The 14,674-nt window shown below is 55.5% G+C and carries 14 protein-coding genes; 6 read left to right on the top strand and 8 right to left on the bottom strand.

Annotated features, from left to right (window positions below; all coding sequences use genetic code 11):
- Positions 1-92: 92 nt before the first annotated feature.
- On the bottom strand, positions 93-1,226 hold the full coding sequence (locus ACN0YD_RS09670; protein ID WP_417319228.1) for a cobalamin-independent methionine synthase II family protein: 1,134 nt from the start codon (positions 1,224-1,226) through the stop codon (positions 93-95).
- A gap of 298 nt (positions 1,227-1,524) precedes the next feature.
- Here ACN0YD_RS09670 and ACN0YD_RS09665 point away from each other — a divergent pair, with 298 nt between their 5' ends.
- Both ACN0YD_RS09665 and ACN0YD_RS09660 read left to right on the top strand, forming a co-directional pair.
- Positions 1,525-1,872: a protocatechuate 4,5-dioxygenase subunit alpha gene (locus ACN0YD_RS09665; protein WP_417319226.1), complete on the top strand. Its 348-nt coding sequence runs from the start codon at positions 1,525-1,527 to the stop codon at positions 1,870-1,872.
- A 2-nt stretch (positions 1,873-1,874) separates the two neighbouring features.
- Positions 1,875-2,717, top strand: a complete 843-nt coding sequence (locus tag ACN0YD_RS09660; protein ID WP_417319224.1) for a class III extradiol dioxygenase family protein — start codon at positions 1,875-1,877, stop codon at positions 2,715-2,717.
- Positions 2,718-2,771: 54 nt separating this feature from the next.
- On the opposite strand, the gene ACN0YD_RS09655 is transcribed toward ACN0YD_RS09660, so the two are convergent.
- The 5 genes from ACN0YD_RS09655 to ACN0YD_RS09635 form a co-directional block, all read right to left on the bottom strand.
- Complete coding sequence (locus ACN0YD_RS09655; RefSeq protein ID WP_417319223.1) at positions 2,772-4,067, bottom strand: amidohydrolase family protein; 1,296 nt, start codon at positions 4,065-4,067, stop codon at positions 2,772-2,774.
- Positions 4,064-5,206 carry a dipeptidase gene (locus tag ACN0YD_RS09650; protein ID WP_417319221.1) on the bottom strand — a complete coding sequence of 381 codons (1,143 nt, stop codon included), beginning with the start codon at positions 5,204-5,206 and terminating at the stop codon, positions 4,064-4,066. Before ACN0YD_RS09650 ends, ACN0YD_RS09655 begins: the two co-directional genes overlap by 4 nt.
- 74 nt (positions 5,207-5,280) lie before the next feature.
- Positions 5,281-6,153 (bottom strand): S1/P1 nuclease, encoded by an 873-nt coding sequence (locus tag ACN0YD_RS09645; RefSeq protein WP_417319219.1) that lies wholly within the window; start codon positions 6,151-6,153, stop codon positions 5,281-5,283.
- A 75-nt stretch (positions 6,154-6,228) separates the two neighbouring features.
- Positions 6,229-7,038: an undecaprenyl-diphosphate phosphatase gene (locus ACN0YD_RS09640; protein WP_417319217.1), complete on the bottom strand. Its 810-nt coding sequence runs from the start codon at positions 7,036-7,038 to the stop codon at positions 6,229-6,231.
- 134 nt (positions 7,039-7,172) lie between these two features.
- Positions 7,173-7,796, bottom strand: a complete 624-nt coding sequence (locus tag ACN0YD_RS09635) for a GntR family transcriptional regulator (RefSeq protein ID WP_417319215.1) — start codon at positions 7,794-7,796, stop codon at positions 7,173-7,175.
- Positions 7,797-8,090: 294 nt separating this feature from the next.
- Here ACN0YD_RS09635 and ACN0YD_RS09630 point away from each other — a divergent pair, with 294 nt between their 5' ends.
- Complete coding sequence (locus ACN0YD_RS09630) at positions 8,091-9,911, top strand: aminodeoxychorismate synthase component I (protein WP_417319214.1); 1,821 nt, start codon at positions 8,091-8,093, stop codon at positions 9,909-9,911.
- Here the strand turns inward: ACN0YD_RS09630 and ACN0YD_RS09625 are convergent.
- Positions 9,908-10,933: an SPOR domain-containing protein gene (locus ACN0YD_RS09625; RefSeq protein WP_417319213.1), complete on the bottom strand. Its 1,026-nt coding sequence runs from the start codon at positions 10,931-10,933 to the stop codon at positions 9,908-9,910. The genes ACN0YD_RS09630 and ACN0YD_RS09625 overlap by 4 nt on opposite strands.
- 232 nt (positions 10,934-11,165) lie before the next feature.
- Between ACN0YD_RS09625 and ACN0YD_RS09620 the strand changes: the two genes are divergently transcribed.
- From ACN0YD_RS09620 to ACN0YD_RS09610, 3 genes are read left to right on the top strand one after another with little or no spacing between them, the layout of a single operon-like run.
- Positions 11,166-11,876: an AAA family ATPase gene (locus ACN0YD_RS09620; RefSeq protein ID WP_417319212.1), complete on the top strand. Its 711-nt coding sequence runs from the start codon at positions 11,166-11,168 to the stop codon at positions 11,874-11,876.
- Positions 11,877-11,895: 19 nt separating this feature from the next.
- A complete protein-coding gene (locus ACN0YD_RS09615; RefSeq protein ID WP_417319211.1) occupies positions 11,896-12,441 on the top strand; it encodes a hypothetical protein in 546 nt (181 codons plus the stop codon).
- A 44-nt stretch (positions 12,442-12,485) separates the two neighbouring features.
- A complete protein-coding gene (locus tag ACN0YD_RS09610) occupies positions 12,486-14,111 on the top strand; it encodes a tetratricopeptide repeat protein (protein ID WP_417319210.1) in 1,626 nt (541 codons plus the stop codon).
- 87 nt (positions 14,112-14,198) lie between these two features.
- On the opposite strand, the gene ptsN is transcribed toward ACN0YD_RS09610, so the two are convergent.
- The gene (ptsN, locus tag ACN0YD_RS09605) at positions 14,199-14,666 is read right to left on the bottom strand and encodes a PTS IIA-like nitrogen regulatory protein PtsN (RefSeq protein WP_417319208.1); all 468 of its coding nucleotides are present in this window, start codon (positions 14,664-14,666) and stop codon (positions 14,199-14,201) included.
- Positions 14,667-14,674: the final 8 nt, after the last annotated feature.

The raw sequence follows: 14,674 nt of genomic DNA, 5'->3' as shown, positions 1-14,674 counted from the left end.
AAACGCCACCCCGAAGGATGGCGTCTGTTTATTAAGAACGGGATTCCCGTTCTTTCTTTTTTTGGCACGGGAATGACGGGGCAGGCTAAGCCTTAAACCCGTGTCCCCGCGATATCGGCCCCCTGCCTCAGTGCGCGGAGTTTTTTCCAGGTCACGTCCGGGTCGATCTTGCCGTAACCGGCGAAGGTGCCAAAGCCGCAGTCGGTGGAGGCGATGACCCGCTCGGGCCCGACAATGCCGGCGAAGCGTTCGATCCTCTGGGCGATCAGCTCCGGATGCTCCACATAGTTGGAGCAGGTGTCGATGGTGCCGGGGGCGAGGATCTTCTCCTCGGGGATCTTGGCGTCGGCCCAGACCTTCCATTCATGCTCGTGGCGCGGGTTGGCGGCCTCGAACAGGATGGTCGCCGGGCGGGCCCCCAGGATAATGTTGATCATTTTCTCAAGCGCGATGTCATGGTCGTGCGGGCCCTCATAGTTGCCCCAGCACACATGCATGCGGATTTTCTCCGGCGGGATATTGGCGGTGGCGGCATTGAGCGCCTCCACATTGGCCGCGGCGACCTTGAGGAACTCCTCGTCGGTCATGTCCTGATAGCCGGTATGGCGCGACATGGCCAGATCCGGGCAGTCGAGCTGCAGGTAAAATCCCTCGTTGACGATGGTTTCATATTCTTCGCGCATGGCGTCGGCCAGGTCGGCAAGGTAAGCTTCGTGACTGGGATAGAACTGGTTGACCTGGAAGGCGGTGATCAGGCCCGGGGAGGCGGCATTCATGAAGGCCTCGGTTCCCGGCTTGCCGTGCTTGTCCAAAGAGGCCTTGAAGCGGCGGATATCCTCCCACAGCGGATCGAGCGTCACCAGCTCCACCTTGCCGACGCAGGAAGCGCGCACAAATTCCTGGCTGCCCATGATGGCGGAGAGCTTTTTCGCGAGGCCCGGATGTTCGGCGAGGTCGGCAGCCGGTTTGCGGTCCACATGGCCGCCAAAGCCGGACAGGCGCTCGATCATATAGGTGGAGTAGCCGATCTTGCCCATTTCGCCGTCGCTGATGACATCAACGCCGCATTCCACCTGCTTCTGGACCACATGATCGACGGCGGCGGAAACCTTCTCGTCGAATTCCTTCGCGTCATAGGGTTTGCCGCTGTCCCGGGCGATCAGAAGAGGGGTGAGCTCTTCGCCGCGAGGCAGGCTGCCGACATGTGAAGTGCGAATATGGGTCATGGTGGTGGTCTCCCTTGCGCGGGCTCTATGCGCCCGGATGAATGCTTCCCTGAAGGCTATATGTCATATCAGAGATGGTTAGCCATGCCAAGTATTTGGGACGGGAGTGATGATGTTTTCCTGCGACGGGAAAAAGGGATAATTGCACGCAATATGATGGAAAAATACTATTAAATGTCCAAAATATCCATAAATTGCATGCAATTTGACCCATTTTACTGATCTATGTCAATTACCGCCGGGGCCGTACCCACTAAACTTGCTCTCATAAGTCAGCAAACCGAATGGGAGCGCGAAGATGGTAGACTATGACCCGATCCCGGGCACGACCCTGTTTGACGGGCGGGAGGCCATGAAAGGCCTGGCCCTCAACAAGATGTGTTTTTCCTTTAACGAGAAGAAAAACCGCGAGGAGTTCCTCGCCGATGAGGAGGCCTATTGCGACAAATACGGCCTGAATGAGCAGCAGAAAGCGGCCATCAAAAGCCGCCAGGTGCTGGACCTGCTGGAGGCGGGCGGCAATGCCTATTACCTGGCGAAATTTGCCGGCATCTTCGGCCTCAACATGCAGGATATCGGCGCTCAGCAGCGCGGCGTCTCCCGCGAGGAATTTGACAAAATCCTCGGCGAATTCGGAAAGGACTGATCATGGCGAAAATCGTTGGCGGCATTACCACATCCCACATCCCGGCGATCGGCAAGGCCATTGCCGAGAAGGATTTCGAAAGCCATTACTGGAAGGCTTTTTTCGACAGCTATCCGCCGGTGCGGGACTGGCTGGACGAGGTCAAGCCCGATGTGGCGGTGGTGATTTATAACGACCACGGGCTCAATTTCTTCCTCGATGCCATGCCGACCTTTGCCATCGGCGCGGCAGAGGAATACCGCAATGCGGACGAGGGCTGGGGCATCCCGGAAATCCCGCCGTTCCCGGGTGATCCGAAACTGTCCTGGCACATTATTGAGAGCCTGATGAATGATGAGTTCGACCTCACCACCTGTCAGGAAATGAAGGTGGACCACGGTTTTACCGTGCCCATGCAATTGATGTGGCCGGAACGCTGGACCCCGGAAGTGCGTACGATCCCGGTTTGCGTCAACACGGTGCAGCATCCGGTGCCGAGCCCGAAACGCTGTTACGACATGGGCAAGGCACTTGGCCGGGCGATCCGCTCTTATGATGAGGACACAAAAGTGGTGATCATCGGCACCGGTGGGCTCTCACATCAGCTGGAGGGCGAACGGGCCGGTTTCCTCAATCAGGAATTCGATGAAATGTGCATGAAAAAGATTGTCGACGATCCGGAAGCGCTGCTCAGCTATTCCATTCCGGACCTGGTGCGTCTGGCCGGATCACAGGGCGTGGAGCTGGTGTTGTGGCTGATGATGCGCGGAGCCTTGAGCGACAAGGTTAACCTGCTGCATCAGAAATATACCATCCCTATTTCCAACACGGCGGCGGGCCTGCTGCTGCTGGAAAATCTGGATTAAAAAATCCCCTATATGAAGCAAAAGGCGGTGCCGGGTCTGATCCCGGCGCCGCTTTTATTTCTGGGGGATGATTTTCCCCGCCCTGATCACCATGCGGATGTCCCGGGTGGCGGTGATGTCCCTGACCGGGTCCGTATTGAGCACCACCAGGTCGGCGACCTTGCCCGGCTCAATTGTGCCGTGGTCTTGCAAGAGCCCCGCGGCCTCGGCGCTGTTACGGGTGCCGGCGACAAGGGCCTCCATCGGCGTCAGGCCCGCATAGTTCACCAGAATTTCCAGCTCCCGATGCAGGTTGGGCAGGTCGTCCCCTTCCGGATCCTGTTTTTCCGACGGGAACAGGGCGTCGGTGCCGGCGACAATTTTCACACCTGCCTTGTGGGCGCGGCGGGTGAAGGCCGTGGCCCAGGTGAAGGCGTTATCGGTCACACCTTCCAGAGGCTCGTTTGCTTCCACGGCATGATCGTAATGAATGGTCAGCGTCGCATCCAGCAGTACATTCCCGGCCGCCATCCGCTCGATCACCTGCTGATAGCGATTGTCATCGGGGGAATAGTCGCCGTAAGGGCCATGTCTGCGGGCGTTATAGTCGGTCGGCATGTCGGGCACCGCCTGCCAGATGAAATAGGCGCTGTGGGACAGCACATCGGCCCCGGCCTCTATCAGGTCCATCGGGCGGGCCGGGAAGGTGGCCGGATGGGCCCAGATCCTGACCCCGGCCTTATGGGCCGCTTTGCCGAGGCGCAGAACCGTGTCCCGGTCCAGATTGCCATAGAGCTTGGCGGCACTGGCGCCGGTTGTCTTCAGGTCGGCCATGGCCTTGCCCGCATCGGTTTCCTGGTCGATGGCGCGCAGGCCCGGGGCTTCACCGGGGGCATAGCCGATGGAAGCTTCCAAGACCCGGGGGTCATCAAACATGGTGGGGCCGCCCATCAGGCCCGCATAGGTGAGCGTCGGGCCGGGATAGAGGCCAAGATGCAGGTCACTGACCGTATCCTTCAGCACCCGTGTGTCGCCGGCCATATCGCGCAGGCCGGTGATGCCGCCCCGGAGCGCCCGTTCGAGCTTGCCGGGCATTTCCCGCCGGTCGCCCTCGAACCCGGAAAGATGGACATGGGCGTCAATGAGGCCGGGGATGATCCATGCGTCTTTAAGATCAATGATTTCAATATCTTGTCCGGGTTCCTTGACATCAACTCCGACGATGCGACCGTCCCTGATCAGCAAGTTTTCGATGCTTTTGGCAGAGGTGCCGGTGCCGTCAATGAGGGTCGCGTTCTTCAGCAGAAGATCAGCGCCCAGTACCGGAAACGGAAGGATAAGGAGGTTAATCAGTAACAGCAGGGTTTTCATACCCATACTTCCTTCATCAGGCGGTAAAAGTTCCCGCCCATGATTTTCTCGATGCGGCCTGTCGAATGGCCGCGCTGCTCCAGAAGCCGGATCAGCTTGCGGTATTTGTCCGGGCCCTGCAGGTCGGGAATCAGGGGTACGATGTCGCCGCTTTCGCCCGGGGCGGAGACGCCAAGCTTTGCCCGTTCCGCGACCTCTTTGCGGATTTTTGCCTTGAAGGCGGGCATGTCGTCAATGCCGGTAACCGAATTGTCGGTGCCGATGCCCACATGGTCCTCGCCGGCCACATTAACCGCATGTTCGATATGGCGAACCACTGCTTCCGCATAGGGTTGGGGGCCCTTGTTCAGGAAGGGCATGAAATAAATCCCGGCGACGCCGCCGCGGTCGGCCAGCATCCTGAGCGTCTTGTCATCCACATTGCGGGGCAGATCCGCCAGCGCCCGGCAGCCGGTGTGGCTGATGGTGATGGGGGTTTTGGAGTGTTTGATGGCATCGGTGATGGTTTTGGGGCCGCCGTGGCTGACATCCACCAGGATTTGCTTCTCGTTGAGCCGGGCGATCACCTCCCGTCCGAAGTCACTAAGGCCTGTATCAGTTTGTACCACTGCACCACAGCCGATCTGGTTTTTGTTGTTATAGGTGAGCTGGATGATTTTGACGCCGAGATCGCCAAAAATATCAACCCGGTCCGGATTATCCCCGACCTGGGCGGCATTCTGGAACCCGAAGATGATACCGATGCGCCCGCTTTTCCGGGCTAACTCGATATCGGAGGCGGTGAAGACCTTCAGAAGCTTATCGCTGTGCTGGCGGATGGCGGCGTCCCACTGGGCAATGTCCCGGATGGTGTGTTCAAACGGGTCCTTGTCCCCGGCCACATACCCCAGGGTCACATTGACGGCATTGAGCCCGGAACTGAGCGCATCCTCAATACCGCGCGCGGACAGGGTCAGGCTGCGGGAGGCAAAGGGGTCATCCGACATATAGCGGTTCGCGTCGTCTATGCCGCCCAGGGCGTCAATAATCAGCGGTGGCGTTGCAGAAGATGTTTCGGCACTGGCGAAATTGGGCAGGCCGGACGCCAATATCCCTCCTGCCAGAAGTGAGCCGAAGGAGCGGCGGGTAAAATCTTTCATACTCGGTATCCCCTGATTTTATGCCTTTGTTTTCCCAGAGGATAACACAGCTGTCGCCGGAGGGGAAAGAGAGGTTATTTGCCGCCCAGAAGGCCGTTCAGCATATGGGCGAGGCGGACTGCGGCCATCTGCATGCGCAGGTTGGCGATCTGCTGTGACCTTTTGTGATATTCGGCACTGATCTCGACGGGCTGTTCCGGTTTGTCACAGGTTTCACCGTTGCCAAGGCAATAGAGTGTTTCCGGTGACTGGGCGATGGAGATGGTCTCGTTGATCCAGTCAAGCCTGTCTCCCTTGAGCCATTCGGGGAACTTGTCCCGGGGCAGGTTTTCTTTCAGCTTCCGGTACTCGCGGTCCTCGTCATAATTGATATAGGTGATCAGGCAATGGTCCCAGACCATATGCATGTTCTGGCAGTCATAGCCATAACCGTAGACCATGACGTCATTGCCGCCCCGGTCGTCAGCAAAGCCCGCATGCAGGGGCTGGTGCAAATCGCCGATCCAGTGGGCGAGGAACATCAGGGCCTGAAGCCGTTCCCAGGAGTCTGTGGAGGTTTTCAGGATTTTCGTATGATGATCGATGGCGGACAGGAGACAACCGCTGTCGGGGCAGTTCTTCATGCTGACCGTTTTTTCGTTCCGCGCCACATTGACATAGTGCCAGGAGCGGAGCCGGGCATATTCCGGCCAGTTTTTAACCGCGTCGGGCCAGTTGCAGCTGTTGGCGAAAGTGATGCTGCTGCCGGCCGGTTTCTGTTCATAAAGATTGAGGGAGAGCTTGTGATTGACCGGCAGTTCGTCAACCATCCTGTCGACTTCGCCTTTGGCCGTGTCGTCAAGCAGGTCATATGCCAGCCGACAGACCAGGCGATGACCATCTTCCCGCCAGGCATGTGCCGGCGTTATCAACAGGATCCAGAAAACTACCGTCAACAGAATACGCATTATATCCCCTTTCTTGTTCGGGATATTGTACCGCTAAATATGAAACGCCGGTGACAGTTTTTGATTTCCTGCGGGTCAGCTATAGGCCCAAACAAGCAAGCCGATGCCCAGCAGCACCCGGTAAATGACAAAAGGGGTCATGCTGGCCTTTTCCAGCCATTTCATCAGTCCGGCGATGGCCAGCAGGGCGGCAATAAACGATAGCGCGGCGCCAAGCAATATATCCTGCCCCAGAACAAAGTCGCCGCTTTCCACCAGTTTCAGGCCTTGCAGGGTTCCTGCGGCGAGAATGGTCGGAATAGACATCAGCATGGAGAAACGTGCGGCTTCGGTGCGGCTGAAGCCGAGGCCGCGGGCGGCGGTCATGGTGATGCCGGAGCGGCTGGTGCCCGGGATCAGGGCCAGCACCTGGGCCAGGCCCATGATCAGGGCATGGCCGTATCTCAGCTCAAGTATGGTTTTTGTGACCGGTGAGCGCATGTCCAGTACATAAAGCAGGATACCGAAAATGATGCTGGTCCAGCCAATGACTTCGACTGTACGCCACAGGTCGTTGAGATCGAAAATGGACACCAGGCCGCCGAAAACCACAACCGGAATGGTGGCCAGGATCAGAGCCAGGAACAGCTTCCGCTCATGGGGCCTGTGGCTCTTACTTAAGGTAAGCATCTGCCAGAAGGCATGAAACAGGGCCCCCACATCCTTGCGGAAATAGATCATTACAGCGGCGAGTGTACCCACATGAACCCCCACATCCATCATCAGCCCCTGGTCGGGCCAGTCTGTCAGTTGCGGGACAAGGATCAGGTGACCGGAGGAACTGATGGGCAGGAATTCGGTTATACCCTGGACAATGGCAAGGACGACGATCTGAAGAAGTGACAACTGTTTTCCCCTGTTTCGTTGTTACGGGCTGGAACAGGCACCCGTTGCCTTGCCGCCGAACGGCCCAACTTTAGGTCGGGAGCAGGGGGCAGGCAACAGGAAAATCATTTCTTCAGTGCGGACAAGTGGAATTGTCAGGCGTAGGAGATCACCTTGTTGACCCAGGCAGAATGTTTCTGCAGGGCGTCATCCCGGTTGCCGTCAAGGAGGGAGAGGCCGGCATCCCGGAAATCTTCCCAGAAATCAGCCGCGTCCAGTTTCAGTACATGCATGACGTGCCTTGAAAAATGGCAGATATTCAAACGTGCCAACATTTCTGCCAGAGCGGTATTGTTCCCGCTTTCGGCAAGCTGACTGTAGAAATTCATAATCGACTGGAGAACGGCTTCCCCGCCGGAAACTTTTTCATCAATCAGGGGAATAAGTTTCTTTCTTTCAATGGAAGAAGGTACATATTCGCGAATTGCCATGGCACCCATAACATCTACAAGTTGCAGACGATGGATTATTTCCTCGCGGCTCATCTTGCGGATAACGGCACCCCGGTTCGGGACGAGTTCCACGAGCCCTGCTGCGGAAAGCAGGCGCAGGGCTTCCCTCAGGGGACCCCGGCTGGTATTCAGTTCAGCGGTGAGTACGGCTTCGACCAGGCGCTGGCCCGGAACCAGGCTGCCGTTATGGATTCCCTGAACAATTTCATGGGCAATTTTCTCTACCCGGGAAGATTTCCCGGACGTCTCGAACATATTCTTTGACACTATACTAGATCCCTCAGAGCCTTATTAGTCATTCAAAATTTATCTATGCTTCATGCGCATATTTTGTGTTCGACCACATAGCATATGTCCTGTGCATATGCCACTAAATAGTCACCGTTTCAAACAATCCTAGGCTGTAAAGCCGGGATTGCGGGCGTTCCGGCGGAAATATTTTTTCTCTGGTTTTTCCCGGTCTGCGGAATTGGTTATTGTTGTTGCTGCAAAGATCACCTATGACTTATTGCCGAACGCAGCAATTCAATAATATGACTGGAAAACCAGGATCTGGTGTCGATGCCGGGAAAACCGCCAAAAGAGAAAAACAGCAAGTTCAGTGTCTTTCTTGACGATAGTCTGGAACGGACCGGTGGCCGGATTTCCTATGCCTACGAAAAACCGGAAAGATTAATTGTTGCCCGTACGCCAGATGAACTTGCGTCAGCTTTTGACAGTATGGAAGAGGCGCTGGCGGCGGGAAAACATCTGGCCGGTTTTATCAGTTATGAAACCGGGCTGGCCCTGGAAGAACGCCTTCTGCCCCTGCTACCGAAAGCATTGGAGGTACCCCTTCTCTGTATGGGGGTATATGCCGGTCGCAGAACGGTTTCCTCTTCGGACGCCGACGAGATCTGGCAGGATGTGGCGGGTAAAGGGGAAGTGGAAAATCTGCACCTCAATATTTCCCGCGACGAATATCTTCAGGATATTGCCCGTATTCATGACTATCTGCGGGCCGGGGATGTCTATCAGGTGAACTATACCCTGAAGGCGCTTTTCGACTATTCAGGTTCCAGCAGATCCCTTTATGCCAGACTGCGCAGGGCACAGCCTGTATCCTACGGGGCCTTTATCGAAGCAGGGGAGTATGACGTTCTGTCCTTCAGTCCGGAACTGTTTCTGGAGAAACGGGAAAACCGGCTGCTGGCCAGACCCATGAAAGGAACGATCCGTCGCGGGCATACGCTGGAGGAAGACAGTGAACTTGCGCACTTCCTGCAGAATGACGAAAAGAGCCGGGCTGAAAATCTGATGATCGTTGATCTGATCAGAAATGATCTGTCTCGTCTGGCCGAACCCGGGTCGGTCAAAGTGAACAGCCTTTTCGACGTGGAAAAATACCGCACCCTGTTGCAGATGACCTCGACCGTCGAGGCGCGTCTTGGGGACGATGTCAGGGTAACGGATTTATTGAAAGCCATGTTCCCCTGCGGATCGGTCACCGGTGCACCGAAAATCAGGGCCATGGAGATCATTCATGAACTGGAACGCGGGCCGCGCGGTATCTATACCGGTGCCATCGGGTATATCACCTCGGATAAAGACCTTTGTTTCAATGTACCGATCAGAACCATTATCCTTGACCAACAGGGGCGGGGGCAGCTGGGGATCGGCGGTGGTATTGTGGCGGATTCCGAGGCGGGGGCCGAGTATGAGGAATGCCTGCTCAAGGCAAGCTTCCTGACCCGAAAGCAGGAAGACTTCGACCTTCTGGAGACCATGATGTGGACAAAAGATGAAGGATTTCACCTGTTGGCCCTGCATATGGACAGATTGGAAAAATCGGCCGCCTATTTCAGTTTTCCCTGTGACCGCGAGGCTATCACGGGTGATTTGGAACAGACTGCAGACTATCTGGATGACAGGCACCCCTGGCGCGTCAGGCTGTTGTTATCCTCCGGGGGGCAATGGTCGGTTGCTTGTGAAAAAACGGCTCCCATGCAATCCGATGAACGGCTGCATGTCTGCCTTTCGGGCCAGATGGCGGACAGCGGGAACAGCCTGCTCTATCACAAAACAACGGCCCGGGACCTTTATGATACGGAACTTGCCCGGGTGCGCCGTGACAGGGGCTGTTTCGAGGTTCTTTTCCAAAACGAACGGGGCGAGCTTACTGAGGGCAGTTTCACTAATCTGTTTGTGCAGCTGGAGGGCAAGCTCTATACCCCGCCGGTCTCCGCCGGTCTTCTGGCCGGTACCCTTAGGCGTCATCTGCTGGAAGAGGGCAGGGTCGAGGAAAGGGTTCTTGTGCCCGAAGATCTACGGCGGGCCGAAAAGATCTTTGTGGGTAATTCGGTCCGCGGGTTGGTTCCGGTTGAGCTGAATGAGGCAGCTTAGGACTGAGGCGGCGTTTTCAGGGAATAACAGTCGATGCCATTTTCCTTTAGTCGCGCGCAGAGGTCATTAGCGGTTTCCCTGCTCTCAAAGGGCCTTAGCTGCAGCCGGTAGAAAATACCCCTGTCCTTGATATCGACAATCTGAACAACTGCTTCGTGATCGCCGATCAGGTCCGCGTGTTTTTCCTTCAGGCGGGCAAGAGTTCTGTCCGCTTCTTCTCCGGACCTGAAAGAGCCCACCTGGACACGGAAATTGTCAGACGCCATGATGTCAGGCTGCGCCGAACTTTCGGCGGGCAGCGTGCTTGTGAGGGTTTCGGTCTTTTCGGCAACGGCTGTTGCGGCTTTTTCCTCTGCCGGCAGAGCAAGTGCGGCGGTCTCTTCATTGTCCTGCTCACTCTGGCCGTCAACCATCAGGTCCCTGTCATCAGCCACCCTGTATGATCCGACAAGGCCCGGGGCCCTGGCCAGGGCCGCCTGAATGATACGGGAGTCCAGATGGGTCTTAAGTTTGTCCTGTGCCATGCGGGCGTCGCGGATGCCCTGCTCGGCGGACAAATGAATCCAGGCATAGGCCTCCGTTGTATTCCGGGCCACATGCTGTCCGTTGTAATACATGGTGCCAACAATATACTGGGATCGGGCATCGCCGTTACCTGCCGCACGGTACAGCCATTTATAAGCCTGCTCCATGTCAATCTGTCCCAGCCGACCAAAATAATGCAGGGTTCCCAGATTACGCTGGGCACCAACATGACCTTTTTCCGCCGCTCTCAGATAGTATTCTTCCGCTTTCTTGTAATTCTGTTCGATCCCGCGTCCCATCCGGTAGAGCTGCCCCAGATTATAAAGCGCATTGGGATTTCCAAGGGCGGCGTAGGGGAGCCATTCCTCTCGGGCACGAACATAGTCACCGGCTTCGTAGGCAGCGACACCATCGGAGACGGTAGCGGAGGCAACTGTAATATTGGGATTAATCTGTGCCGCCAGAAGAAATGGCAAAATGATGACTGTTTTTTTCATTCTCGTTAACTTGTTACCCAAGCCCCCATAGTGGAAGTCTAATACATAAAAAACAATGTAATTTCCCTGTATTTATAAATAGTTAGTAGTTAAAATTTTGCCATTCACTTTACTATTTATTAATACCTGACAGGCAAAATGATTAACTGTACGGGTATAGAAAAATTAATTTTCCCACAGGGATTTTGCACTATAGCAGCAATTATAAACATCAAACAAGGTTGGAACAATTATGCGAGTTTTGGCATTTACATCACAGAAAGGCGGATCGGGTAAAACCACGCTGAGCGGCCATGTTGCCGTCCAGGCCGAGCTGGCTGGCGAGGGACCTGTGGTTCTGGTGGATACCGACCCGCAGGGAAGCCTTACCGAATGGTGGAACGAGCGCGAGGCACCGACACCGGCCTTTGCCCAGACCAATGTATCAAGACTGATTACGGATCTGGACGAGCTACGCTCACAAGGCTTCAAGCTGGCAATCATTGATACCCCGCCGGCTATTACTCTGGCGATCCAGAGCGTGATTGCTGTTTCTGACCTTATTGTTATTCCGACACGACCCAGCCCCCATGACCTGCGGGCCGCCGGCGGAACCGTGGAACTTGCTGACAGGACAGACAAACCGTTTATGTTCGTGGTCAACGGCGCTTCTGCCCGCGCGAGAATCACAAGTGACGCGGCCATTGCCCTGTCACAACATGGCACTGTTGCACCTGTGACGCTGCACCAGAGGACGGACTATGCCTCCAGCATGATTGACGGGCGTACCGTCATGGAAGTAAATCCGGACTCAAAATCAGCCAAGGAAATTGCTGATCTCTGGGACTATATCAACGATCGTCTTGAAAAGAATTTCCGTCGTACCGTATTCCAGAATAATGCAGCCCAGAGACGTGCCCCGGCCCAATCCCACGGATTTGGCCGCCGGCAGGTTCAGGCATAAAAAGAGTGGGGAAGAAACGATGAAAAAGGAAGCAAGACTCACAGGCGCGCTTCTTGCGCGAAAGGGGCAGGCAGTTCCCAGTCCGGCAGCGCCAAAGTTTGCGATGCCGGCAATTAACAGGTTCGAACGTGTGGACGAGGGTGGTACCGCCGAGGAAAACCGGACTGCAATTGCAAGCAATAAAGCCCTTGAGAACTCTATCGAATCCGTAAGGAAACTATCCGAACTTCAGGGCGGAAGAACAGTGCCGACTGATGAACGGCCGGCTCCTGCCGCTGCAGAAAAGTTTTTCGGGCGTCGTGAGAAAACTGACGCCGTTGTCACAAAGGCCCCGAAAAAGGCCGCGAAGAAGACAACAAAAAAAGCCACTAAGAAGAAAGCCGGAACGGCAAAGCGCATTGCGATGACCCTGCGGATGACCGAGGAAGATCATCTCAAGTTGAGGCTTTATTCTGCGCATACGCGCAAGAGCTGCCAGGAAGTGCTGACAGACGCACTCGATCAGTATCTGGCGCATGAAACCGGTGAATCTTGCGGCACTAATTGTTCCTGTCTGACCGAATAGTCAGCGGTTTGACAGATGATAAATGAATTGGAAAAGGGACTGGTATGAAAAAGATCACAATTGCAAAACTTATGGCGACTGCTGCCGTGCCGGTATTTTTGGTTGCCTGTACAGGTGGAGCAGACTACCAGAAGAGTTCTGCCGACAAGGCGTCCATGAAAACTGCCTCTGCGGCAGAGGTTCGGGAAGCTGCCACCAGACGCGACAACAGCTTCCTGTCACTGGCAAATGAAATGGTTGCCGAAGGCGACTATAATGCAGCCCTTCCCCTTTACCGACGGGCCCATAAATGGCATCCATTCGATTCAGAACCGCTCGTCGGTCTTGGAGAGTCCCTGAGTGCCACCGGTCAGTATCAGGAAGCCGCCGAAGCCTTTCAGAAGGCTGTGAACATCAACGAAGAGAATCTTGACGCCCTGAAAGGGCTGGGCAAGACTTATATTGCCCTTAACCGGCCGACAATGGCGGTTCCAGTCCTTAATACCGCCGTCGGGCTCGCACCGACTGATGTGGGGGCCGTTTCCAGTCTGGCGCTGGCTATGGAAATGCAGGGCAACAACCGGGCCGCCCTGGAAGTTTACAGGGATGGTCTGGCAATTGACCCGGATAATCTGAAACTTCTGAATAATTATGGTCTTTCCCTGGCCTTGCAATCCCGTCATGACGAGGCAATACATATTCTGAAACAGGCTGCCCAGCATAAGGATGCCGGTGCAAACCATCGTCAGAATCTGGCCATGGCCTATGCCCTTGCCGGTAACGAGATGATGGCGTCCCGCCTGCTGTCCATCGACAGCGGACCGGAACTGTCCAATGAAAACATGAATTATTTCCGTGTTCTGGCCAGTATGCCGGAAGACGGCAGATTTGCATCTGTCCTGAACCAGTCGGTCGAGCCGAAAACAGACACAGCCGCCCCGGCCAATGAAGTGTTCGAGGATGACAGCCTGACCCGCAATATTACTGTTGCACGCCTGGTGGAGGAAGTTCCCGAACCGGTTGTCGAGGTGATACCGGAACCAGAACCTGAACCGGCAGAAGATCCTTCAGTGCCGGCTCTGCTTGGTCCGGAAGGCTGGGCTCTGCAGATTGCCGCCTACCGTAAAAAAGAGGAACTGCGTCCGGGCTGGGAAAGGCTGAAGCAGAAATATTTCGATATTATCGGTCATCTTGAGCCGCGTCGTTCCGAGGTGGACTTTGGCAACCGCGAAGGCAAAAAGCCGAGCGGCTTCTATTATCGCCTGAATGCAGGTCCGTTGACGTCCTTCGAGGAGGCCAATGAAGCTTGTAAGAAAATCAGGGAAAAAGGCACCGACTGCTGGGTGCGTCCGCCGATGAGTGCGGAAGGAAAACTGCCGGAAACCGACGTGGAAAAGGCAAAGCCGTTTGAAAAACTTGAAGATATGATCAAGGACGGTCCCGTTGAAGCGCCTGCGGAAGCAGAAAAAGCTCCTGCTGCTGCAGAAGCAGAAAAATCCGTTGAGGCTGAGAAGCCTGTAGAGACAAAGCAAAAGCCCGCAGTTGTGGCTGCCGATGTCAAAGAAGAAGATGACAAGAAGAAGGCCGACAATATCGTCTGGAAACTGATGCATGAGTCCCGTGAGGCCCCGTCGAAGCTTTCCAGCAATGATATCCCTGAGGACGAAGCCGTGGATGAAGAGGTGGAATAAACACCCCTTCGTCAAAAGTGAAAAAAGACAGGCCTCCTGCGGATCATCGCAGGAGGTCTTTTCTCTGTACCGTAACGGGTTTTCCGGTCAGGCGGCGTTTGAATTCTTGCTTGTGGCGGTCAGAATGGCGTGTATGGCATCACCGCCCTCGGAGCCTCGCAGTTTTTCACAGGTGGATTTATCACGCAGCAGACGGGAGACCTTGGCCAGAGCTTTCAAATGGTCCGCTCCAGCTGCTTCCGGTGCCAGAAGCATGAAGATCAGGTCCACCGGTTCACCATCCAGAGAGTCATAATCCACCGGCTGGGCCAGACGGGCAAACACCCCGTACAGGCGATCCAGCCCTGGGATTTTACCGTGCGGAATGGCAACGCCATGCCCCACGCCCGTGGTACCAAGCCTCTCGCGTTCGACCAGAACATCCACGACTTCGTGGCATGGTCTGTTCAACACCTTTTCTGCCTTGCTTGCGAGTTCCTGCAAAATCTGTTTTTTGCTTGTCGCTTTCATATCCGGAATGATTGTTTCCAGACTTATTAAATCAACAATATCCATGCGGATCA

It is taken from the genome of Emcibacter sp. (assembly GCF_048269205.1).
GTDB lineage: Bacteria > Pseudomonadota > Alphaproteobacteria > Sphingomonadales > Emcibacteraceae > Emcibacter.
The sequence above is the reverse complement of the archived record's forward strand: the minus strand, read 5'-3'. Positions and strand labels throughout refer to the sequence as shown.

What these genes read in the sequence shown, in the direction of transcription:
- ACN0YD_RS09655 (WP_417319223.1), bottom strand. Translation starts at nt 4,067, where the DNA reads ATGAAAACCCTGCTGTTACTGATTAACCTCCTTATCCTTCCGTTTCCG.
- ACN0YD_RS09650 (WP_417319221.1), bottom strand. Translation starts at nt 5,206, where the DNA reads ATGAAAGATTTTACCCGCCGCTCCTTCGGCTCACTTCTGGCAGGAGGG.
- ACN0YD_RS09610 (WP_417319210.1), top strand. Translation starts at nt 12,486, where the DNA reads ATGAAAAAGATCACAATTGCAAAACTTATGGCGACTGCTGCCGTGCCG.
- ACN0YD_RS09630 (WP_417319214.1), top strand. Translation starts at nt 8,091, where the DNA reads ATGCCGGGAAAACCGCCAAAAGAGAAAAACAGCAAGTTCAGTGTCTTT.
- ACN0YD_RS09620 (WP_417319212.1), top strand. Translation starts at nt 11,166, where the DNA reads ATGCGAGTTTTGGCATTTACATCACAGAAAGGCGGATCGGGTAAAACC.
- ACN0YD_RS09660 (WP_417319224.1), top strand. Translation starts at nt 1,875, where the DNA reads ATGGCGAAAATCGTTGGCGGCATTACCACATCCCACATCCCGGCGATC.
- ptsN (WP_417319208.1), bottom strand. Translation starts at nt 14,666, where the DNA reads ATGGATATTGTTGATTTAATAAGTCTGGAAACAATCATTCCGGATATG.
- ACN0YD_RS09615 (WP_417319211.1), top strand. Translation starts at nt 11,896, where the DNA reads ATGAAAAAGGAAGCAAGACTCACAGGCGCGCTTCTTGCGCGAAAGGGG.
- ACN0YD_RS09665 (WP_417319226.1), top strand. Translation starts at nt 1,525, where the DNA reads ATGGTAGACTATGACCCGATCCCGGGCACGACCCTGTTTGACGGGCGG.
- ACN0YD_RS09645 (WP_417319219.1), bottom strand. Translation starts at nt 6,153, where the DNA reads ATGCGTATTCTGTTGACGGTAGTTTTCTGGATCCTGTTGATAACGCCG.
- ACN0YD_RS09670 (WP_417319228.1), bottom strand. Translation starts at nt 1,226, where the DNA reads ATGACCCATATTCGCACTTCACATGTCGGCAGCCTGCCTCGCGGCGAA.
- ACN0YD_RS09625 (WP_417319213.1), bottom strand. Translation starts at nt 10,933, where the DNA reads ATGAAAAAAACAGTCATCATTTTGCCATTTCTTCTGGCGGCACAGATT.